Consider the following 23568-nt stretch of genomic DNA (forward strand, 5'->3'; position numbering starts at 1 on the left):
CTTTACTCGGGTAGGCTCTTTTCTAAAAATCTCTAACCAAAGATTTTATTTTTCAAGCTTTAAATTTCCAAAATAGGAAGCATTTCTCCAAGCCTCATTATCCCACTCATTCCATGCAACTATTCCAACTCTATTTGCAAACATATTTGCATCATTTACTTGTAAATCAAACCCAATTACCATTCCTTCACTTAATTTCCTTGTTCTCATCTTTACCTGAGCTTCTACAACATACCCAAAATCAGTCTTTCTTGTAGCTGTTACAAAATAGTCTTTAGAGGCATTAGTTCCAAAACTTTGATAATTATCGAAGTTTACTCTATACTGAGCATCATTGTTATCATACGAAGAAGCTTTCTCATTTCCTTCGTCCACAAATATCTCTACAGAATCTTGTTCCCAAGGATTAGTATTATCTTTATTTAAAAGAGAATCATAAACTTCTGCCAAAACATATATACTATCTTCATCCCACAATACTCTAAATTTAGCATAAGCTACTTTACCCTTTGTACCTGATACATATCTATCTGTTACATACTCATTGGCAGACTTCCAAACCTCATCCATTTGGGCATCAATTTTAGGTTTGCCATATTTAGCTACTGCAGTTTGTGTTTGTTGTCCGAGAGTCAAAGATGCTAAAATAAAAAGAACAAATAAGGATAAAATCAGAATAAAACTTAACTTTTTCATACCAACTCCCCCTTTAATAAAATTTTAATAAGAATTATAAAGTTAATTAAATAATTCTGTCAACCGTTCTTTTAATATTCCCTTACTCTAACTCTTCCGCAAATTGGCTCATATATAGATTGTAATAAAATCCTTTCTTTCTTATAAGTTGCTCATGAGTACCTCTTTCAATTATCTCCCCATTATACACAACCAAGATCATATCAGCATTTCTAATAGTGGACAATCTATGGGCTATAACAAAACTTGTCCTCCCTTTCATTAAGTTTAACATTGCATTCTGAATATACTTCTCTGTCATTGTATCTACATTACTAGTTGCTTCATCCAAGATCAATATCTTAGGATTAGCAAGAATAGCTCTTGCAATAGCTATAAGCTGTCTTTGTCCTTGGCTTAGGCCTCCCCCATCTTCCGAGAGAATTGTATCATAACCTTGAGGTAATTTAATGATAAAATCATGAGCATGGGCAAGTTTAGCTGCTTCTATAACCTCTTCATCAGTAGCATCCAATCTTCCATATCTGATATTCTCTTTTATAGATGTAGAAAAAAGAAGCGTATCTTGTAAAACAATTCCAAGATATGATCTTATATCCTTTCTTTTCATTCTTCTTATATCAATACCATCTATCAGAATTTGTCCTTCATCTACATCATAAAATCTTGCTACTAAACTTGCAATTGTAGTTTTTCCAGCACCTGTAGGCCCCACAAGAGCTATCACTTTCCCTTCTTTAACATAAAAGCTTACATTTTTAATAACAGGATTACCTTTTACATAAGAAAACCAAACGTTTTTAAATTCAACTTCTCCTTTGATATCTTTTATCTCCATTATATTGGGATCTTCTTTTTCTTCCTCTTCTTCAAGAACCTCAAAAATTCTTTCTGCACTGGCTATGGCTGATTGAATCATATTATATTGATTTGCAAGTTCATTAATAGGTCTTGTAAATTGTCTTGAATAATTGATAAATATAGTAATATCTCCTATAGATATCATCCTTTTAAAAGCAAAATAACCTCCAAATCCTGCAATTATTGCAAAACTTAAATTATTAAGAAGATTCATAAGTGGTCCAATTGAACCAGAAAAAACCTGAGCCCTTATTCCTACTTGAGTTAGTTCTTCATTTAAAGCCTCAAACCTTTTAATTTCCTTTTCTTCTCTATTAAATATTTTTATTACTTTTAAACCAGAAATATCCTCTTCTATCAAACCATTAAGTTTTCCTAAAAGAGTTTGGTTAGCATAAAAATAATTACGAGTTCTATGGGATATGAAGTTTGTTAACCAAATAGTTAAAGGAATGGTAATCAAACTAACAATTGTCATAGGAATACTTATTCTTAGCATCATAAATATAATGCCAATTAAAGTCGTAATACTGGAAAAAAACTGTATCACACTATTAGAAAGAACCATGCTTATATTATCTATATCGTTAGTAATTCTACTTATAATGTCCCCATAAGATCTTAAATCAAAAAACTTAATTGGTAGTCTATGAATTTTGCCCAAAAAATCCCTTCTCATTTCATAAACCAAATTTTGAGTGGTTTTCAACATTACATAACCTTGAATCCATCCAAGAAAGGATAATAAAAGATAGATTCCACCGAGAACTAATAGAAAGCTAAGAAAACCATCAAATCTTTTAGGAATTATATAAGTATCAATACCCTTACCTATGAGATAAGGACCTACAATTCCCAATATGGAAGAAATAAATGTCAAAATAAAAACAAAAATAAATCCCCACTTAAATTTTTTCATATATTTAAAGAGCTTTCTTAAAGTACCCCATGGATCTTTAATTTCTACTTTCTCAAAATTAAAATGTGGTCCTAATCTTCCAGGCCCACCAAATGGTCTTTCGCCTTCTCTACGCATACCTCATTACCTCTTCATCTATCTGAGATTTATAAATTTCCCTATAAAAATTATTTTCTTTAAGTAATTCAGAATGAGAACCAAATCCTACTATTACTCCTTTATCAAGTACTATTATCTTATCTACATTCATCATAGTACTAATTCTCTGAGCCACAATAAAAGTAGTACAGTTTCTTATTATCTCTCTCACTCCATGGATAATCTTTTGCTCTGTAACAAAATCAACAGCACTAGTGGCATCATCCAAAATCAGTATTTTAGGCTTTCTTACTAAAGCCCTTGCAATTGCAATTCTCTGTTTCTGACCTCCAGATAATGTAACTCCTCTCTCTCCTATAACAGTGTCATAACCTTGAGGAAGTCTTATAATAAACTCATGGGCCTGGGCAATTTTTGCAGCATTAATTATTTCTTCCTCATTAGCATCCTCTCTTCCCCAACATATATTCTCCCTTATAGTACCTGAAAAAAGTATAGTTTCTTGTGGAACCATGGATATAGCATCTCTAAGTATCTTAATATCCATATCTCTAATATCTTTTCCATCAATTAAGATTCTCCCTGAAGATATATCATAAAGTCTTGGGATAAGATTTACTAAAGTAGATTTACCAGAACCGGTTGTTCCAATTATCCCTATAACCTCACCCGGATTTACCTCAAAATTAATATCTTTTAGTACATATTCCTCTTTATTAGAATAGCTAAAATAGACATGTTCAAATTTGATCTTGCCTTCACTTATAGGGTTCTTATCTGCATTTTCTTTGCTTTGGATATCAATTTTCTCTTCCAAAACTTCTATAACCCTTGAAGCAGAAGCTGAAGCCCTTGATACAAACATTAAAATATTACCTATCATCATTAATGAGAACATAATCTGCCCTATATAGTTAATATATGCCATTACTTCCCCCACCTTCATACTTCCACGATTAACCAAAAGACCCCCAAACCAAAGTAATCCTAATATACTGAAATTCATAACTAACATGAAAAGAGGCATAGCAATTATTAACAACATAACAGCTTTAATAACTGCATTCATTAATAAAGAATTTGCATATCTAAATCTCTCTTTTTCATAATCTTCTCTTCTAAAAGCTCGCACCACCCTTATACCAACCAAATTTTCTCTTACCACGTTATTCATATAATCTATTCTTTTCTGGATCTCACCAAAAAGAGGGAAACTTTTCTTCATAATAACTAAAAAGGTAAGGATTAATATGGGGATAGAAAACAAAAAAATGACTGATAAACTTTTATTAAGGGAAAGAGCCATTATAATACCACCTATAAAAAGAAGAGGAGCTCTAACCATAATTCTTAAAGACATCATAACAAGAGTCTGAACTTGATTTACATCATTTGTTAATCTAGTTATCAAAGAAGAAGTATGAAATTTATCTATATTTTTAAAGGAAAATTTTTGTACTCTTTTGAATAATTCATTCCTTAGATCTCTACCAAAGTATTGGCTGGCTAAAGAGGAAAAAACTGTACAACCCACTCCACCTATCATTCCAATAAAAGCAATACCAAGCATTATGAGTCCAGTATTTAGAATTAAAGAAAAATTATTTTTTAAAATACCATTATCTACAATGTGGGCAAGAAGAGTTGGTTGATAAAGATCACATATCACCTCTATGAGCATAAAAATAGGGGCTAATATAGCAAAAAGAGTATAAGGCTTCAAATATTTTATAAGCTTCTTCATTTACCAAATCCTCCTATTATTCGTTTAACCTTCTTAGATTATCTATTACTCTCCTTAAAAAATTCATTAATTGATCCTTTTCCTCATCAGAAAAACCATTAAAACATTCCTCTTCCAATTGTCTATATATCTCTCTTAATCTACAAATAAATTTTTTTCCATCCTCAGTTAAATACACTTTCGTATATCTCTTATCTTTTTCATCCCTTTTACTTGAGACAAGACCTCTTTTTTTCATCCTTCTAAGAATTAGAGTGACGGTAGATGGCTTTATCTTTAATTCTTCTGCTATCTCCTTCTGAGTTAGGCCATTTTTTTCAGCCAAAAGAAGAAGAACAGGAGCTTGCCCCCTATAAACCTTTAGATCAGAAAGTAGCTTTTCTCTTCTCCTAAAATGCTCCTTTATTACACCTTTAAATAACCCATATAAAGACTCTTCTTTTCCATAAAACATATATCCACTCCAATAATTAGCTAACTAATAGTATATCAATTAAGTATATCCAATGTATATTTATTTTGAAAACTAAAAAACATAGATTTTTTATCATAAGCTAATTTCCTTACAACTATTCCTTACAACAAGCTCCGTAGCTATAATGACTTTTTTTGAATTTTTTCTATTTTTTTCTATCCTTTCTAACAATAAATTGATGGCTGTCTCAACTAAATCTTCAATAGGAATACTTATTGTAGTAAGAGGAGGATTCAAAAATTTAGATATAGATATATTGTTAAAACCAACAATACTTATATCTTCAGGTATCTTTAATGAAGCTTCAAATAAAGCCCTATAAACACCTATAGCCATCGAATCATTTGCCACAAAAATTGCTGTTGGATTTATATTATGTGCTAAAAGCTCCTTAGCAGCTTTATACCCTCCGTTAGGTGTATAATCTCCACGTTTTATATAATTCTCATTTATAGATAATCCCTTTTCCTTCACATATTTTCTAAAATAATATTCTCTTTTATCCATTATATCGCCACCTATAAAACCTATCTCCCTATGGCCTAAAGAAAACAAATAATCAATAGCATCTTTCACAGCTTGTTTCATATTTATAATTACGCAGTCTATTACTGGATTCTCAACATAAGCATCTAAAACTACAATATTAGAAGATTTGGTTAAAAGATTACTTAACTCTTCATTGTTAAGTACACCAATAATAGCTATTCCATTTATATCTTTTAAATCAATATTAAACATATCGTCTTTATGAATAGTTACAGTATCTATATTCATATATTTAGCAAGTTTTTCTAATATTACTCTTAGAGATAAATAATATAAATCTTGCATTTCTAAATCTTCAGAAATAGTCCTTATTATCAATAATCTACTTGTCCTTTTTCTTTTTTTAGGTTTTACTTCATAATTTAACTCTTCAGCCACTTCAAATATTTTTCTTTTTAATTCACTTGAGACGTTAAAAGTTTCATCATAATTTAATACACGAGAAACAGTAGTAATTGAAACTCCTAACCTATTCGCTATATCTTTAATTGTTACGTTGTTTTTACTTCTTTTCATATTAACTCTTTCCCCTTACCGACTTCCTATTAATGATATTACTAAATTCTTACTTTTTTCTCAACATAACCTAAAATCCGACTTATTCCAAAATAATTTTACTAAAAATATTGACATTTTACTAAAATTATTTTAAACTATTCTTAACATTACCTATAAAGGAGGTATATAAAATGGCCTCTAAAGAAAAAAGATCATTACCCAAAACCTTATTTTCCCTTCTTATTTTTCTTTTATTCATTACTATTTCATCACCCCAAAAAATAACCACAATAAGATTTGCAACATGGGATACTGGAGAGCTTTTTCAAATTGAACAAGCTATAGCCAAAAATTTTGAAAAACTATATCCTAATATTAAGGTACAAGTAGAAAGTTATGGCGATAATTTTGATCAAAAACTTGCAGCATCCTTTGGGGCCAAAAACCCACCAGATGTTATGTATATGTGGGATTTCCCAACTTATGCTGAATCTCTTTTACCGTTAGATGATTTAATTAAAAATGAAAAAAACATAAATCTGAACGATTACTATCCTGCAGTTCTCAACTATTGTAAATATGAAAATAAATATTATGGTCTACCTGTAGGATTCACAAGCCACGTAGTTTACTGGAATAAAGATTTATTCAAAAGAAATAATGTCCAACCCCCTTCTCCCAATTGGACCTGGGATGAATTAATAGATAAAGCTAAAAAAATAACCAATCCTTCGCAAAAAATCTACGGTTTTGCCTTTCCTATTAGTCCAGATCCTTATGATTTTGAACAATTCTTATGGAGTAATGGAGGAAGATATTGTAGTTTAGATGGAAAAGAAATAGAAGGATATTTAAACAGCAAAGAAATGATAGAAACTTTAGCCCTATTTACTAAGATGTTAAGAGAAGGTATTGCTGTTCTAACTGGCACCCAACAAATACAATCTGGAGGCGATTTATTCAAGGCAGGAAAAGTTGGTATGTTAGAAAGTGGCATATGGCGTCTACCCGAATTTCAAGAAGCAAAATTAAACTTTGGAGTTCATATTCTCCCAGCCTTTAAAGGGAAAAAAGTAAAAAGTATATTAAATGTTTCTGCTATATCAATAGCAAAAGATTCTAAAAATATAAAAGAAGCATGGGAATTTGTCAAATATTACAGTTACAACAAAGATGCAATAAAAATGAGAAAAGGAGATTTACCCACAAGAAAAAGTGTCGCATCTGAAATGGGATTCTTAAAAGATCCATACTATCAACCATTCTATAAAATGGTTGAAGCCTCTAAAGACACTGTACCTTCATTTAATCTCAATAGAAATATGAGAAAAGTATATGATGAATTAGCAGTAACAATAGAAAAGATATTCAGTGAACAAGCTGATGAAAATAAAATTAAAGAATATTTAAATGAACTTGTTACTACATGTAAAAGATTTCTTAAGTAGCTAAAGATAATATTAAGAAATATGGGAGGAGATTTTGAAAGTCTCCTCCCATATCTCAGATAAAATGGAGGAAAAACAAAACCATGAAATACAATAAATATATTCCATATCTTTTTATCCTTCCCTGGATAATAGGATTACTATCATTCACTTTAGGGCCATTAATTTTCTCATGTATAATGAGCTTCTATGATTGGCCTATAGTAGGGAAAACCAATTTCATAGGTCTTAAAAATTATATAGACATGTTTCAAGATCCACTATTTTACAATGCTCTTAAAGCAACATTTAGATATGTCTTACTTTATGTTCCTTTGAATACCATCTTTGCATTATTTTGTGCAATACTAATTAACCCAAAATTTAGACTTACATCTATGTTTAAAGTATTGTTTTTTCTTCCAACTATAGTTTCAGGAGTAGCTATAGCTATAGTATGGTCATGGATCTATGATAAAGAATATGGAATTTTAAATTATTTTCTATCCTTATTGGGAATAAGTGGAATAAATTGGCTTGGGGATAGAAAATGGAGTATTGTTTCTTTGGTTATAGCCAGTTTATGGACTATGGGTAATACAATGCTTATATTTCTCGCTGCTCTTAAAAATGTTCCAATAGAATTATACGAAGCAGCTTATATAGATGGAGCAACTAACTGGCAAAGATTTTTGAAAATCACTTTACCAATGATATCTCCTTCCATCCTTTTTAATTTAATAACGACCCTAATAAGCGCATTTCAAGTTCTAACATTAGCCCTATTGTTGACAGGTGGAGGTCCAGCAAGAAGCTCCTACGTATTTGCTATGTATGTATACCACAATGCTTTTAGATACTCTCAATTAGGATACGCTGCTGCTAACGCTTGGTTTATGTTTATTATAATCTTTATTCTAACTATGATTTTATTTAAAACATCAAATTTATGGGTTTATTATGAGGCAGAATCATAAATAAAATAAAGGAGGTATTATTTTGAAAAGGTTGTTAGTTAGTTTAGGTTATTATATATTGATGATATTTCTATCAATATATTTTGTATTTCCTATAATTTGGATGATCATAAGCTCAGTAAAACCCTCAACTGAACTTTTTACTTATCCTCCTAAATTTATACCATCCTCATGGCATTTAGAAAATTTTAAAGAGGCCTGGAATGCACAACCATTTAATTTATATCTCAAAAACTCTTTACTCATTGTTATTTTCAATACTTTAGGTCAAATATTTTCATGCACACTCGTTGCCTATGGCTTTGCAAGATACAAATTTAAAGGAAGAGAACTTCTATTTACAATTCTATTGGCATCTATGATGATACCCTGGGATGTCACAATGATTCCTCAATATGTACTTTTCAAAGCCTTAAAATGGATAGACACTCTTAAACCCTTTATCATACCAGCATGGTTTGGAGGACCTTTCTATATTTTTCTTTTGAGACAATTTCTATTGACCATACCAAAAGAATTAGAAGAAGCTGCTGCCATAGATGGTGCAAATCCATTACAAACATTTACAAAAATTTTCTTACCACTTATGAAGCCCGCTATAGCTATATTAGCCATTTTTAATTTTGTAACTTGTTGGAATGACTTTTTAGGACCTTTAATATTTATAAATAATCCTCAAAAATACACTCTTATGTTAGGTGTAGCTCAGTTTAGAGGATTACATCACATTGAAATAAACAAAATCATGGCAATAACAACCATTGTATCATTACCACCATTGCTATGTTATATTTTGGCACAAAAATACTTTACTGAGGGAATTGCAAGTGTAGGAATAAAGAGGTGATTTAATGATAAAAAGCAAATATGAATTAAGTAAGATACCATTTACAAGAAGAGGATCTTATATAAGAATTTTACTTGATAAAGATGACAATATTTTAATCGGACATCTAACAGGTGGGGATGATGTTGAAAAAGAGATTATAAAAATCATTGTTAATGAAAAGATAAAAGATATTTCTATGTTACCGTATTTACTAAAGATAGAATACAAAGTTGGAGAATTATATATCTCTTTTAGTAATCCCAACATCTTAAAGATAAAAACTTACAAACTTCCTATTAAATTGGAATTTTTAACAAAAAGCTACGACTATGTAATTGAAAGAAACAATTCTTTAATAGAGTTTAATTGTTCTCATAGGAACAATTTATTTCTGTTTATAAAAATTGAAGAGGGAGAATACAAACTAATAAATAAATGGAATGGATTAAGAACAGAATATTCCATCCTCTCTATTACACCTATCAGAGAAAGTTGTGAATTAGCTGTTTTAGATTTTAAATGTGAAAATCCCCAATATACTATACCTTCCTTCGATGAGTCTGTAAACAAAACAAGAAAAGAATTTGAAGACTTTTCTTCGAAATTTAAGATAAGTAATAACAATTTTCAAATAACCTTAGCAAAATATATTCTTTGGGCAAATACAGTATCACCCAGAGGATTAATAAAATACGAAGGATATTTCTCTTCAAAAAATAAAATGACAAATATATGGAGTTGGGATGTATTGTTTACAATAATTCCAATTATAGAAAAATTTCCAGATTTAAGTTTTGATAATCTAAGAATTTTCTTCTCTATTCAGGGAGAAGATGGATTAATACCAGATTTTATAAACGACATATACTTTCATGAAAACTTCTGTAAACCCCCCATTATTGGATATATTTTTAAATACTTCCTAAAAAATAATCTTATAGCTTATGAAGATTTAAAAGAATTCTATGAACCTCTTAAGAGTTGGGGATTTTGGTGGTTAAATCACAGAGATGATGATAAAGACTTTCTTATTCAATATAATCATGGGAATGAAAGTGGTTGGGATAATTCAACAGTTTTCAAAAAAACTATACCTGTTGAATCTCCTGATTTAAATTCATATCTTATTATTCTATTTGATCTTCTATCTGATATGGCTCAAAAATTAAAAAGATATAATGATTACGTAAATTTTAAAGAAATTTCAGAAAAGTTATTTGACAAATTAATAAAATTATGGAATCAAAATGAATTTATTGTTTTTGATCAGAAACACAATATTGTAAACTGCAATAGCTTACAAAAATATATTCCTCTAATACTCACTAATAAACTTCCACTTAACATTATTGAAAAAATAATCATTAATATCCAGAAAAGATTTATTACCCAACATGGTCTTACCACAGAAGCAATAGATAGTCCAGATTTTGACCCAAAAGGATACTGGAGAGGCCCTATTTGGGGTCCCACCACATTTCTACTTACTTCTTCATTAGAAGATTTAAGCTTTAAAGAATTTTCTACAGATATTAAAACTAAATTTATAAAATTAGTTTTAAATAGCTATTTTAATGAAAATTTTGATCCAATAACAGGAGAAGGATTATGTGACACTGGATTTAGCTGGACTAGTAGTATATTTTTAAAATTCTTAGAAGAAATAGAAAAGGAGGGAATCTATGAAACTCTGGGAAAACTATAAAATCACTGGAATAAATGTTCTAAAACCAAGAGCATACTTTATACCTTTTACAGAATTAGAAAAAGCAAAAACTTATGAAAAAGGTTTAAGTATAGGATATAAACTCTTAAATGGAGTTTGGAAATTCATGTTTATTGAATCTCCAGAATATTCACCTAATAATTTCTGGACAGAAGAATTTGATGACACTAATTGGGATGAAATAATCGTACCATCACCCTGGGAAACTCAAGGTTACGATAAACCATACTATACAGATTTTCTTTACCTTTTCCCTATAAATCCACCTTATGTACCCACAAAAAATCCTTGTGGTATATATAGACGAAGATTTAATATCGACAAAAGTTGGTTGGAGAAAAGAATAATTTTAAGATTTCATGGTGTTTCTTCAGCTTTTAGTGTTTGGTTAAATGGAAAAGAAGTAGGATATAGTAAAGGGTCAAGATTAACTTCCGAATTTGATATAAGTCATGTTGTAAGAGAAAACGATAATTTAATTGTAGTTAGAGTATATAAATGGTCAGATTCAAGTTATTTAGAGGATCAGGATATGTGGAAACTTGGGGGAATCACAAGAGATGTAGAATTAATAGTTGAACCTGAGGATGGAATTTATGATTATTTTGTAATTCCGTATCTTGATGAAGATTATTCAAAAGGATCTTTAAATTTGAAAATTGAATTTAATAAAATTTTAGAAGACTATAAATTAAAGACAATATTAATGGATGAGGAGGAAATAATAATATCAGAAAATATATATGAGTTCTCAAAAAACAACTCTTTAGAATTAACCATAGGCAACCTTAAGATTAAAAAATGGTCAGATGAAGAACCATATCTTTATGATTTATTTATAGTCTTAGAAAAAGATGAAAAAGTTATAGAAGTAATTCCCCAAAAAGTAGGATTCAGAAAAATAGAAATAAAAGGAAATACCTTCACTTTGAACGGCAAAAAAATTAAATTAAAAGGAATAAATAGACATGAATTTCATCCTAAATTAGGATACTATACTCCTAAAGAAGTAGTAGAAAAAGACATAAAAATCCTTAAGCAACACAATTTTAATGCTATAAGAACGTCTCATTATCCAAATTCTCCATATTTTTATGATCTATGTGATAAATATGGAATTTATGTTATTGCTGAATGTGATTTAGAAACCCATGGATTTGAAATAATAAACAAATACAATTTCATCAGCAATAATCCAGAATGGAGATTATCCTTCGAAAATAGAATTGAAAGAACAGTACAAAGAGATAAGAACCACCCATCCATAATAATGTGGTCCTTAGGTAATGAATCTTCTTTTGGAGACAATTTTATTTATGCAGCCCAAAAGATAAAAAGTATTGATAAATCTCGCTTAATCCATTATGAGGGAGATAAAGATGCCAAAATTGTAGATATATATTCTACAATGTATACATGGATAGAACCAGAAAACTCCAATAGATCTCTTAAAGAAATAATTGAAAACACTAAGAAACCCTATATTCTTTGTGAATATGCACATGCTATGGGTACTGGTCCTGGAGGCCTAAAAGAATATGAAGAATTCATGGAAAATTATGATAATTTTCAGGGTGCATTTATTTGGGAATACTGCGATCATGGCCTATTAATAAAGAACAACGAAAATTTTATCTTTGGTGGGGATTTTCCAGAGGATTCAAATTTCTGTATTGATGGTCTCCTATTTCCTGATAGGAGTATTAAGCCAGGACTCTTAGAAGCTAAAAATGTATTTTCTCCAATCAAAATTAAACCTAAAGCTTTAAACAAAGGGGAATTTATAGTAAAAAACTTATACTATTTTTCAGACCTATCAAACATTACCCTATCTGTAGAAATTTTTAGTTTAAACAAGATCCTATTTAATAAAACCATAAATAGTCTTAATATTGATCCTCAAGAAGAAAAAACCATAGTGATAGATGATATTCCACAAATACTTAAAAATTACAATGAAGAGATCTTTATAAACTTCGTCTTTCAACTTAAAGAAAATACAATTTGGGCACATAAAGGTCATGTTATCTCCTATTATCAATTTAAACTAAAAGAAAATAACAACACAAAACGTAAAATTATGACACCTAAAGATTATTCTATGGAAGAAAATGAACAATATATTACTATAAAAGGAGAAGATTTCAACATAAAATTCGATAAAGTAAATGCTAAATTAACTGATGGTTACAAAAATAGTTTCAAGTTACTATACAAGGGACCCTTTTTTAATTTATGGAGAGCTCCAATAGATAATGATAGAAATATAGTAAAAGATTATATCGAGAAATACAGACTACCATTTTTACAAGAGAGAATCGATAAAGTAAACATTACACCCCACAAAAGTTTTGTTGAAGTTTACGTAACTGCTACATATGGAACTTTAAATTCATCATGGTTATACATTTTAGAATATAAATATCTTATAATTCCGGATGGGAATATATATATAAAAATAAAAGGAAATACAGAGGGGGACAAGCATTTAGCACCTACAATGCTTCCTAAAATAGGCTTTAAATGGTACTTAGACAAAAATCTTGAAAAGGTATTATGGTATGGTAGAGGCCCTGAAATAAATTATCCAGATATGAAAGAAAGCTCTATAATAGGCATATATGAAAAAAATATAAATGACCTAATAATAAAATATATTAAACCTCAAGACGCCGGGAATAGAGAAGAATGCAGATTTGTAAGCCTAACAAATGAATTAGGATTTGGATTATTTGCTGGTTCAAAAACACCTTTTAGCTTTAGTGCATACTATTATGAAGATGAAGATTTACAAAAAACTAAATATTTTCATGAACTCCAAAAACGTAATTACATTGTTTTCAATACCGATTATAAACAAAATGCTTTAGGCAGCAATTCTTGTGGTCAAAATCAACTCAAAAAGTATAGATGTATATTTGAAAATTTTGAATTTAGTATATTGATATCCTTATTTAACAAGTACGAAATATCTGAAAAATCTAAATATCTTAATGATGTATTAATAGAGAATGAATGTTAAGGTATTAGCAATTATATTATTATTTCTATCTTCAATAATATGGGGAGGGGGGTTTGTCGCAGTAAAAAATTGTACTCTTTATTTATCTTCTTCTTATATTATCTTTCTTAGATTCTCTATTGCATCTTTACTGCTATTTTTCATTTATTACAAAAGATTAATAAACACAGATCTTTTCTCAATTATTAAAGGCTTTATATTAGGAACCTTTTTATTTTTAGCTTTTTGGCTACAAACAGAAGGAATAAAATTCACAACTCCTGGCAGAAATGCTTTCTTCACAAGTACAAATGTCATAATAGTCCCTTTTTTATATTGGCCCCTAAGTAATAAAAAACCATCCCTAATTCATATTATAAGTGCCTTTATTTCCCTATTAGGAGTTCTTCTGCTCTTTTATAACGGTGAAAGATGGAATATAAATACAGGTGATATTCTCAGTCTATTTTGTGCCTTATTTTTTGCTCTACACATTATATACACTAAAAAATTTGTGAGTACCATAGATCCAATTTCTTTAACTTTTTACCAATTCTTATCTATATCATTATTATCTTTATTCACAATCATATTATACAAAGAATCATTAAGCATAATAATAGACAAAACTTTTATAATATCTTTAACTTACATTTCACTATTAAGTACTTTTATAGCTTATATTTTTCAAACCCTATCTCAAAAATACTTACACCCTAGTGTTGTTTCAATAATACTTAGTACAGAATCAGTATTTGGTTATTTCTTCTCCCATATTATTTTAGGAGAAGAAATTACTGTAAATACCATATTAGGTGGATTGTTGATTTTTATAAGTGTAATGATTGCCTCCTCAAAAGAGCCTTAGAGCTAATAGAATATCTTAACAAGTTTCTTTTTTAAAGCAGAATCATACCAAGCAGAAATCACCTTCATATCCTTTAACCCTTCAAATCCCGATGTTTTGGGATCCCTTTTATTCAAAATAGCATCCTCCATATCCTTTATTTCTGCCACATATTGATTCTCTCCATAAAAAGTATAAAGGGTAAAGTTGTTTTCTTTTCTTAAAATAACTTTACCATCGTATTCCTGATAAAGAGTATCTAACACATATAAAATTCCATCTCTACCCCTTATCTCAAAAGATACAGAAAGAGAAGTATCATAACTTGCATCCATGAGTACTAAAACCCCATCATCAAACTTTGCTACTGCTCCAGCATTTTGCTCTACTTCATACCCATAATTATCATTAATCGCACATATCTCAACGATTTTATTATTAGGTCTAAAAAAATGTAAAGTGTTAATTACATGAACCCCAATATCCATAACAGCTCCTCCACCTGCAAGTTTAAGATCATATCTCCACTTATCTCTATTTAAGTTAACAAAGGAAAAACTTGCTTTTACTATTCCAAGTTTTCCCACAATATTATCTTCTAAAAGTTTTTTTGCACCTATATTATAAGGATTAAATCTACCCATGTTAGCTATTCCAAGAACTACTTTATTTTTTTCACAAGCTCTTATCATTTCCTCTGCTTCTTCCACATTCATAGCCATAGGTTTCTCACAAAGAACATGAATACCCTTCTCCGCACATTTTATCGTTTGTTCTTTATGAAATTTGTTAGGAGTAGCTATATATACCACATCCACATCTTCTAAATCCTCAATTCTTTCGTAAATTTTAGCCCCGTATTTTTCAGCTAAATCTCTTGCCTTTTCAGAATTTGTTGTAACTATCGCAGTAAGCTTAGCACCCATTACCTCTTCAAGAGCCGGGAGAAATCTATCCCTTACAATCTGTCCAGTACCAATTACTGCCCATCTCATAATCTTTACCTCCTATGTATGGAATTCTAAAATATCTTCATCTTTTACTTGATAATTTTTCTCCACTGGAATTCCCTTTACACTACCATCTCTTGTATAAAGTTTTGCATATTTTAAATTTTTGGCTATATCTTTATGAATTAATTCAGCCACATCAAGCACTTTTGCTCCCTTCTCTAAAATATATGGATGTTGCAAATCTGGAGGATATCCGGGCTTTTTAGTATAGACTCTTACTACTTCTAAAGCATTAAATATCTCTCTCTTTGCTTCTTCCATATTAATTCCTTTCTCAGCAGAGATTAAGCACAACTTTAAATCGTCCTTTAATATACTAACATCTTCTTTTAATTCAGAAGGATCCAATAGATCAATTTTATTTATCAAAATCATTCCTCTAACCTCTTTTATAGGTGAATAAGGATCTTTACTAGGATTCTCAGAGACCAATTTAATCTTCCTATTCTGCAGCATTTCTTTAATCTTAACATATTCCTCTAAAATAGAACCTTGATCTGGGGAGAGAAAAATTAAGGTCAAATCTGAATTTCTTATAAGATTATACATCCATGAATCTGAATTTTCCCAAAAGGGCGGAAGATCTATAAGCTGAATTTGTATGTTTTCAAAAGGCATCATACCTACCACAGGATAAATAGTAGAAAAGGGGTAATCTGCCACAAAGCTTTGTACTCCTGTAAGAAGACTAAAAAACAAAGATTTTCCAGTATTAGGTGGACCTATTATAACAACCTGCCCTGCTCCTTCTTTTTCTATATAATCCCATGATCTACCACCACCTTTTTTTGACCTTTTTTCAGCTTCCTCCATAAGTTGAGAGAGTTTTCTTCTTAAATCTGCCTTCATTTTATCTGTACCTTTATGCTTTGGTAAAATAGCAAGCATCTCCTTAAGAGCTTGAATCTTATCCTCTATAGTTTTAGCTTCCCTAAATCTCTTTTCAGCCTCAAAATATTGTGGAGGAAGATTAGCAGGCATATGGATTACACCCCTTTTGCTTATTATACTTAAAAAATTATACACCAAAAAATTTCTTTTTTATATATAAAATGATATAATTAAAAATAAATTCTAATTAATTCTTTTGATAAAAACTGAACTAATTAGAAAATTTTTCCCTAAGGAGGCGATTCTATCTTTAGATTCTTCTTTTTTCTAAATTATCCTATTTTAAAAAATTTAAACGGAGGTAACCAATCAGTGAAGAAAATTATAATATGGCCAATAATTTTAATTCTCAGTATCTTTCTCTCTGGATGTAATCCACCACCAGAGAATCCATTGTTAGGAAGTTCAACTATCCAAGGAAATGTCTATTATTTTGATAAACCTGAGAATCAATCAAATAATATAAAAGTAAATCTAATACCGCAAACAGAAGATTCACCCCTGAATATAAATAATACCTACGTAGTTACAGGAAATAGTGGATCATATAAATTTCAAAATATACCAGCAGGTACTTACCTTATTTTAGCACAAGATATAGATAAAAATTATCAACCAGCCAACGTAATAGTGGAAGTCGCTGACAATCAAACTATTACTGCTGAAACAATGATATTAACCAAGGTTATAAAACACATAGTAATATTTAGAGAAACAGAAACAGGATGGTCAAATGCAGGAATTCCCTCTTCAGTAATAGGTGATATATTAACAACAGAAATTGGAATGACGGAAGGAACAAGTCAAAACCAGTTTGAATATAGAAGTATAAGAGATCAAAATCCAAACCTAAACTTAAATATAGGAGACCTAATAATTATTGAAGGCGATCAGCCTCAAGACTTCTATGACTTCTATACAAACAATATAGAAACCTTTAACAATTTCATAGCAAATGGTGGCACAATTTTTTGGATAGCATGTGATAATGGTTGGGCGTATGGAAACTATACTTCTCATCTTCCTGGAGGTGTTACTTGGAGGGATGCCTACGATTCCTACAATAACTTAGTATATTTTGAACATCCTATTACTAAAAATTTCCCAGAACAACTATACGGAAATTATGCAAGTCATGGTGGATTTGATAATTTAGATACCGCTAATATCGCTAACTTAATGATTTACATAAAAGAAAAAACAGGAGATGGTGTTAATACTTTTCCTACATATATAGAATATAGATATAATAAAGGTAGAGTTTTAGCTACCACAGCACCCTTAGAATGGTATGTAACAAATGGACCAACAGAAATTCCTGAAGGATTTAATACAACTTATAAAGACTTATTTAAACTAATGTTAGTAAGATCTTTGAGATATATCATGAATTTAAACGTAAGTCCTGATATCCCAATTTCTGAAACTATAAATGTTCAAATTCTAAAAGTAAATGGAGTTTCTCATAAGTAGATCATAAAACATATCAAATAGGGGAGGGAGTTTGCCCTCCCCTATTAAATTTCAAAAACCAATCGTTATATAATAGTATAAATTTCCAGATTCATTAGGGTTAGGAGTTCCTTGCCATACAGGGAAAGCATATCCTATGTTTAAAGAAAAGGGAATTTCAGCAACAGTAGTAAATCCATATTTAATTTCAAAACCAAGGCCTAACTTTAAATTATTCAATGAAACAACATTTATATCATCACATATCCCACCAAATTCCAAGAAAGTATTGAAATCTAAATTCCTCAATATAAACAGGTTAAAGTATTTTTTCTCTTGATCCCTAAGTATAGGTAAATCCCAATTAGCCAAAATTCTTAATTTAAATTTTCCTAAGTATTCATCTGTTAAAGATTTAAAATCAGAAAGAGACAACATCTCTTCATAATCTGGATTCCCATTGATATAACCCACTATTCCATCCAAACTCAAATAACTCTGAGGAAAAACTAAAAAATACTTATTAAAACCAGCTTGAATCCTATAAAAACTAAATCCAGTAGAAGAAAACGCCAATCTTAAATCAACATTACTTAAAAGTGCTCTTGAATAATAATCAGCAAATCTTTGAATCCCAAAATCGACATATAATTTATTATTAAGCATTTGATTATATAACAAGGAAAAGTTTAAGACATAGGCTTTATCCCAATAATTTCCACTTATACCAATATCAAATTTCCTCCATATATTTTTTGTATATGATATACCACCAGCTATCACATTAGGATCCATATACCATAACTGGAATAAAAAGGAATCATCTTTGGGAAGATTATAGATATAAGATAAACTAAATCCCTTGTAATCTTCTCCATAAAAACCTTCAAGAGATAGATTAAAATTCATAGGGTCATAAATTTCCAAATTATATGATGCATAATTTATCTTCCCTGTAGAAAGATCAATACTAAAAGACGGAACAGTGTTATAATAAACCACATATGCATCTAAAGAGGCTCTCCTCTTGGAAGTATAGATAATCTTCCTTGGATACCAATTATTAATTCTATTTGAATCTGGAATCTTAGAATCTGGATCAATTACTGCATACTTAAATGGAACTTCCAATGGCACATCTACATATCCTGATTCACCATCATAAATTACTCTTACAACTCCTGAACATATATCCCTTGAATTTACACTTTTTTCTCCCACTACTTCCAATTGCAAAGGCATATTTATATTACCATTATTTTTGATATATATTCTTACAAAATTCTTACCATCTTTATTAATATTCTCTACCCTATATATCTCATAGTCCACCTTTCCTTTAGAGTAAAACCAATCCTTAAAAAACTTATCACAATCTAATCCAAACTTATTTTTTAAGTAATTCTCTATTTCTGTAGTCTCCAAAATTTTGTACTTATAATCACTATACAATTCCCTTATTATTTCATCAAATTTTTCCTCTCCAACTTCAAAAGCTAAAGCCCTTAAAGCAAGATAACTCTTATTATATACCTTAGTACTATAACCATTTAAATAACTGTTCCAATAATCTTTAACTATTTCTTCATCCCATCCATCTTTTAAATACATTAAATATGGAAGTTCTGAATTCCACTCTCTTAAATTAAGTTCTCCAAAAACGTAATCTTTTAGAAGTTGTAAAAAGTAATCATCTCCTAAATCAGGAAATAGATTTCCACCTTTTGCCCCATACTTCCTTTCAAAATATGTAATAGAAAGATATTCAGCAAAACCTTCTGATATCCAATTTTCTTTATTTAAATCCATACCTATACCTATTCCCCACCAAAGATGAGCAAATTCATGAGCAATTAAATATTCTAAAAGTCTCTCCCAAAGGTAAGGAGTAATAAGATCTGATGAATAAAAAGCTGTATTACCTAAAATCACAAAACCATCAGCAGCCATTCCCCAAAAATTATTTATTTGCCCTTCAATTATATTAATTCTCCTATGTTCAGAACTTCCATAAACCTTAGAATAATAATCATAAACTTCTCTCGCAAAAGATGCTAAAATCCTTGCTTTATATTCTCTCCCAGGATAAAAGTACACGTATATTTCAGGGAATCTTCCATCTGCCAATCTATATACTTGATAATCTGGACTTATTGCAATAGGTAAGGATCTCCTTGGGCTATCATTTACCCCAATTACTCTTTTCCAATTTCCCTCTACTTCTTCTCTTACTTCATCCATACCTACTGCAACTTTGTATTCTTTTGGCACTAAGAGTTCAAGATAAAAATTACTTGAAACAAGTCTACCTCCTTTGTCCCATTCATCCTTTACATAAGGAATCTCATATGGAAACCACCCAAATCTCCATACAAAAGCATTTTTACAAAAAGCCATATCTCCTGCATAGGACTCTGGAAACTTGGTAGAAAAATATATAATTAAACCATAAGATTCTCCAGGACTGAGTTTCTCAGGAAGTATTACCTTCAAATAGTTATCCTTTAATGAATAATTTTGAAGAAGAACCTTTCCATTTTCTAAGGTATAACTTATATCCTTTCCTGAAAGATCGGTAACCCTTGATATATTAGTAAAACCTGGATCAAATCCCCTCACATATTCAGAATCTACCAATACTGGATGAATGTAAGGATTATTTTCCTTCAGAAGATTAGCAGGAAGATAAAAGTAAATCTCTGAAAGCTCTTTTTCAGTATTATTCACGTAATTTACTTCTACTTTTCCACTAATAATTCTTTCCTTAGGTGAAAGCTGAGCAAATACTTTGTAGCTGGATACATCAGCAAAAGATATTGATGAAATATAAAAAATTAAAATAAAGATTCCCAATAAGTATTTCCTCATATTAACCCTCCTCTCTCTAAATTTTTTAATAACATATTAAAAAACAACAACACTAATATTAGAAGGGAAGTCCCTATAATAAACAAGTACCAAATATTACGCATAAACATTTCATAAAAAGGATTAACAACTAACTTGAAAGATATTTCAGAACCAATATATATGGCCAATACTACCGATATTATTTGTAAGACCTCAAACCTCTTTTTAATAATTAAATACAGAGGTAACAATATATAGGGAACTATATAATTAAAAAACACTTCTAATAAAGGCAATTTCATAGGAAAACCAATACCTTCCCAAATGAAAGAAAAATCTGCTCCCAAGAATAAATTTGTAACCATACTACTGAAAAAGATCAAAGATAAAGATAGAAACATAGAGGATATGAATAAATATTTAAAGCGTCCAGCCTTTTTGTAATAATCCTTAGCTAATTTATAAGAGAAAATAAAAAGAAGCAAATCTGCCAAAGTACCTAATGGAAAAGACAACACACAAAGAACAGCTGCTAGAGGAAAATTTTTAAATGGATTTTCATCATATATACCACCTTCATATCCCTGAACTTTTGGGGGTTCTGGAATCTCTCTATTAAGAATAATCGCAGGTAGTACAAAAATTCCATGTCCTCCTTCATGACAAAGTATATTAGTAATTGTAAATATAGGATTTAAGAGAATAAGCAAAAGAACAAGCAAAATATATTTTAACAAAGAGTTTTCTTTAATGATTTTGTTAACTAAAAACCACATCTTATTAAATTCCCTCATAATCACTATTTTATCTCCATTTTTTTCTCAAAAACCCAGGAGTTTAACATTAAAAAAGAGATAGTAACAATGATATCAAATAATATTACAAAAATATTAATACTATAGCTACCACCAGATACACTTATTGAGGTTTCTAATGAGCCAGTAATACTCTCAAAATTAAATTGAGGTAAATTAAAATTAAGACTGTATGGAAACCACTTACAAATTATAGCTCTTATTTTATCGCCAAAAACCAGAATAAGAATTACTATCATATAAAGCATCCTTTTAAAAGGATTTTTCTCTGAAGGAAGACCATTTGCAATAGGAAAGGTTGAAGCTAATATAACAACTTCCCATAAACCAGGAATTAGAAGTATTATGGTGTAAATTCCACCCCTTTGTAAATAATTGATAATTAGACTTTTAAATGCTGGATTCATATGATTAATTATTATTGTCATGAAGCTTAGATTTAAGATTAAAATATATAAGCTTTCTAATAATCCCATAAGCATTCTACGAATATAAATATATTTAGGATTAATTGGAATGGAGTAATAAAGAGATTTCATATCCTCTGATGCTAAACTTGTAATATTAAAAATCCCATTTAAAATTATTGACACCAATAACAATATAAAAGATAAAACAAAACCATCTTCAGGGGTTAAATTCCTAAAATAAAGATATCCTATAAAAAGACTGATGTATACCCCAATAGTTACAATAGTAATAATTAAATAATATCTCTTTTTTCCTAATATCCCATATTTAAATAAATTTAACATACCCGTAACCTCCCTTAAAATGTATTCCTAAATAATTTATCTATGGACATCTTCTTTTCTTCTCTAAGAGTCTCTGCTTTCCCATCAATTAGAATCTCTCCATTGGAGATAAATACAGCCCTATCAATAATAGACTCTACATCATCAATAAGATGAGTGGAAATTATCATTAAACTATCCTCTCTATAGTTCTTCAAAATACCAGTTAATATTCTTTCACGTGACGCTGGATCTATTCCTCCCAAAGGTTCATCCAAAAGATAGACCTTTGCTTTTCTTGAAATAGCAAGGCTCAAACATACTTTTTCTTGTTCACCTTTGGAAAGTTCTTTTATTTTACTCTCAAATTTTAAATCAAAGTACTCCAACAAATCCTTAAACTTTTTCTCTTCAAAATAAGGAAAAAAATCTTTATAAAAATTAAAGGCATCTTTAATCTTCATCCATGAAGGAAGCAAATTATTATCAGGTAAAAAAGAGACTATAGCTCTGGTATTATAGTTTATATCTTTACCGTCAACTTTTATACTCCCAGAAGAAGGTCTTAAAAATCCTATAATTAATTTTAATAAAGTGGTTTTCCCACTTCCATTAGGGCCAAAAAGCCCTACAATTTCTCCTAAATCTCCAGTCAAATTTACATTCTTTAATGCACATTTTTTTCCATAATATTTATACAAACCTTTAACCTCTAAAACTCCCATTTAATTAACCTCCTCCCAATATTTGGCTAATAGAAGATTCAAGTCTTCCTTAGATAAATTAATTTCCTTCATCTCCTTTATAAAAGCCTTTATCCTTTCACTTGCTAAATTTTCTTTAAGCTTCATAAGTTTCTTTTCATTGCTTATCACAAAGGAACCTACACCTTTAACAGTTTCTATTATTCCTTCCCTTTCTAATTCTTGATAAACTCTCTGAACAGTATTAGGATTTACCTTTAATTCCAATGCCAACTCTCTTACTGAAGGCAATTTATCACCTCCTTTTAATTCACCCTTAATTATTTTTTTCTTAATCAGATCCATAATTTGAAGATATATAGGAATACGCTCATCAAAATCAGTCATTTTACACCTCCTTTCAATATGTATTACTGTATTAGTTATATAATACAGTATGACAATAAAATTTGTCAAGGGTA

19 protein-coding genes are annotated in these 23568 nt (G+C 29.8%); 7 read left to right on the plus strand and 12 right to left on the minus strand.

The features are described from left to right. Positions 1–45: 45 nt before the first annotated feature. The 5 genes from ACY3IT_RS08755 to ACY3IT_RS08775 form a co-directional block, all read right to left on the minus strand. The gene (locus tag ACY3IT_RS08755) at positions 46–696 is read right to left on the minus strand and encodes a sugar-binding protein (RefSeq protein WP_463082562.1); all 651 of its coding nucleotides are present in this window, start codon (positions 694–696) and stop codon (positions 46–48) included. Between the two features lie 82 nt (positions 697–778). Next, positions 779–2593: an ABC transporter ATP-binding protein gene (locus ACY3IT_RS08760; protein ID WP_463082564.1), complete on the minus strand. Its 1815-nt coding sequence runs from the start codon at positions 2591–2593 to the stop codon at positions 779–781. Continuing rightward, positions 2586–4319 carry an ABC transporter ATP-binding protein gene (locus tag ACY3IT_RS08765; protein ID WP_463082565.1) on the minus strand — a complete coding sequence of 578 codons (1734 nt, stop codon included), beginning with the start codon at positions 4317–4319 and terminating at the stop codon, positions 2586–2588. Before ACY3IT_RS08765 ends, ACY3IT_RS08760 begins: the two co-directional genes overlap by 8 nt. Positions 4320–4335: 16 nt before the next feature. Then, the gene (locus ACY3IT_RS08770) at positions 4336–4773 is read right to left on the minus strand and encodes a MarR family winged helix-turn-helix transcriptional regulator (RefSeq protein ID WP_463082566.1); all 438 of its coding nucleotides are present in this window, start codon (positions 4771–4773) and stop codon (positions 4336–4338) included. Positions 4774–4866: 93 nt separating this feature from the next. Further along, on the minus strand, positions 4867–5859 hold the full coding sequence (locus tag ACY3IT_RS08775; RefSeq protein ID WP_463082567.1) for a LacI family DNA-binding transcriptional regulator: 993 nt from the start codon (positions 5857–5859) through the stop codon (positions 4867–4869). Between the two features lie 173 nt (positions 5860–6032). Between ACY3IT_RS08775 and ACY3IT_RS08780 the strand changes: the two genes are divergently transcribed. The 6 genes from ACY3IT_RS08780 (at position 6033) to ACY3IT_RS08805 (ending at position 14669) form a co-directional block, all read left to right on the plus strand. Continuing rightward, positions 6033–7289 carry an ABC transporter substrate-binding protein gene (locus ACY3IT_RS08780; protein WP_463082568.1) on the plus strand — a complete coding sequence of 419 codons (1257 nt, stop codon included), beginning with the start codon at positions 6033–6035 and terminating at the stop codon, positions 7287–7289. An 83-nt stretch (positions 7290–7372) separates the two neighbouring features. Next, the gene (locus tag ACY3IT_RS08785; protein WP_463082569.1) at positions 7373–8245 is read left to right on the plus strand and encodes a carbohydrate ABC transporter permease; all 873 of its coding nucleotides are present in this window, start codon (positions 7373–7375) and stop codon (positions 8243–8245) included. A 61-nt stretch (positions 8246–8306) separates the two neighbouring features. Further along, the gene (locus tag ACY3IT_RS08790; RefSeq protein ID WP_463083646.1) at positions 8307–9092 is read left to right on the plus strand and encodes a carbohydrate ABC transporter permease; all 786 of its coding nucleotides are present in this window, start codon (positions 8307–8309) and stop codon (positions 9090–9092) included. A gap of 4 nt (positions 9093–9096) precedes the next feature. Beyond that, on the plus strand, positions 9097–10779 hold the full coding sequence (locus tag ACY3IT_RS08795; protein ID WP_463082570.1) for an MGH1-like glycoside hydrolase domain-containing protein: 1683 nt from the start codon (positions 9097–9099) through the stop codon (positions 10777–10779). Beyond that, positions 10757–13822: a glycoside hydrolase family 2 TIM barrel-domain containing protein gene (locus ACY3IT_RS08800; RefSeq protein WP_463082571.1), complete on the plus strand. Its 3066-nt coding sequence runs from the start codon at positions 10757–10759 to the stop codon at positions 13820–13822. Before ACY3IT_RS08795 ends, ACY3IT_RS08800 begins: the two co-directional genes overlap by 23 nt. Next, the gene (locus ACY3IT_RS08805) at positions 13812–14669 is read left to right on the plus strand and encodes a DMT family transporter (protein ID WP_463082572.1); all 858 of its coding nucleotides are present in this window, start codon (positions 13812–13814) and stop codon (positions 14667–14669) included. The genes ACY3IT_RS08800 and ACY3IT_RS08805 overlap by 11 nt, the downstream gene beginning before the upstream one ends. A gap of 2 nt (positions 14670–14671) precedes the next feature. On the opposite strand, the gene ACY3IT_RS08810 is transcribed toward ACY3IT_RS08805, so the two are convergent. Next, complete coding sequence (locus ACY3IT_RS08810) at positions 14672–15643, minus strand: Gfo/Idh/MocA family protein (RefSeq protein ID WP_463082573.1); 972 nt, start codon at positions 15641–15643, stop codon at positions 14672–14674. A 12-nt stretch (positions 15644–15655) separates the two neighbouring features. Then, complete coding sequence (locus tag ACY3IT_RS08815) at positions 15656–16642, minus strand: GTPase (protein WP_463082574.1); 987 nt, start codon at positions 16640–16642, stop codon at positions 15656–15658. A 222-nt stretch (positions 16643–16864) separates the two neighbouring features. Between ACY3IT_RS08815 and ACY3IT_RS08820 the strand changes: the two genes are divergently transcribed. Next, positions 16865–18025: a carboxypeptidase regulatory-like domain-containing protein gene (locus ACY3IT_RS08820; protein ID WP_463082575.1), complete on the plus strand. Its 1161-nt coding sequence runs from the start codon at positions 16865–16867 to the stop codon at positions 18023–18025. A gap of 51 nt (positions 18026–18076) precedes the next feature. Here the strand turns inward: ACY3IT_RS08820 and ACY3IT_RS08825 are convergent, their stop codons facing one another. Genes ACY3IT_RS08825 through ACY3IT_RS08845 form a run of 5 tightly spaced genes read right to left on the minus strand, consistent with a single transcriptional unit; the run spans position 18077 to position 23494 of the window. Continuing rightward, the gene (locus tag ACY3IT_RS08825) at positions 18077–20872 is read right to left on the minus strand and encodes a M1 family aminopeptidase (protein ID WP_463082576.1); all 2796 of its coding nucleotides are present in this window, start codon (positions 20870–20872) and stop codon (positions 18077–18079) included. Continuing rightward, on the minus strand, positions 20869–21648 hold the full coding sequence (locus tag ACY3IT_RS08830; RefSeq protein ID WP_463082577.1) for a hypothetical protein: 780 nt from the start codon (positions 21646–21648) through the stop codon (positions 20869–20871). The genes ACY3IT_RS08825 and ACY3IT_RS08830 overlap by 4 nt, the downstream gene beginning before the upstream one ends. 5 nt (positions 21649–21653) lie before the next feature. Then, a complete protein-coding gene (locus ACY3IT_RS08835) occupies positions 21654–22424 on the minus strand; it encodes a hypothetical protein (protein WP_463082578.1) in 771 nt (256 codons plus the stop codon). A 14-nt stretch (positions 22425–22438) separates the two neighbouring features. Further along, on the minus strand, positions 22439–23128 hold the full coding sequence (locus ACY3IT_RS08840) for an ABC transporter ATP-binding protein (RefSeq protein ID WP_463082579.1): 690 nt from the start codon (positions 23126–23128) through the stop codon (positions 22439–22441). Continuing rightward, the gene (locus ACY3IT_RS08845; protein ID WP_463082580.1) at positions 23129–23494 is read right to left on the minus strand and encodes a GntR family transcriptional regulator; all 366 of its coding nucleotides are present in this window, start codon (positions 23492–23494) and stop codon (positions 23129–23131) included. Positions 23495–23568 lie beyond the last annotated feature (74 nt).

The organism is Dictyoglomus sp. GBS, from assembly GCF_055179815.1.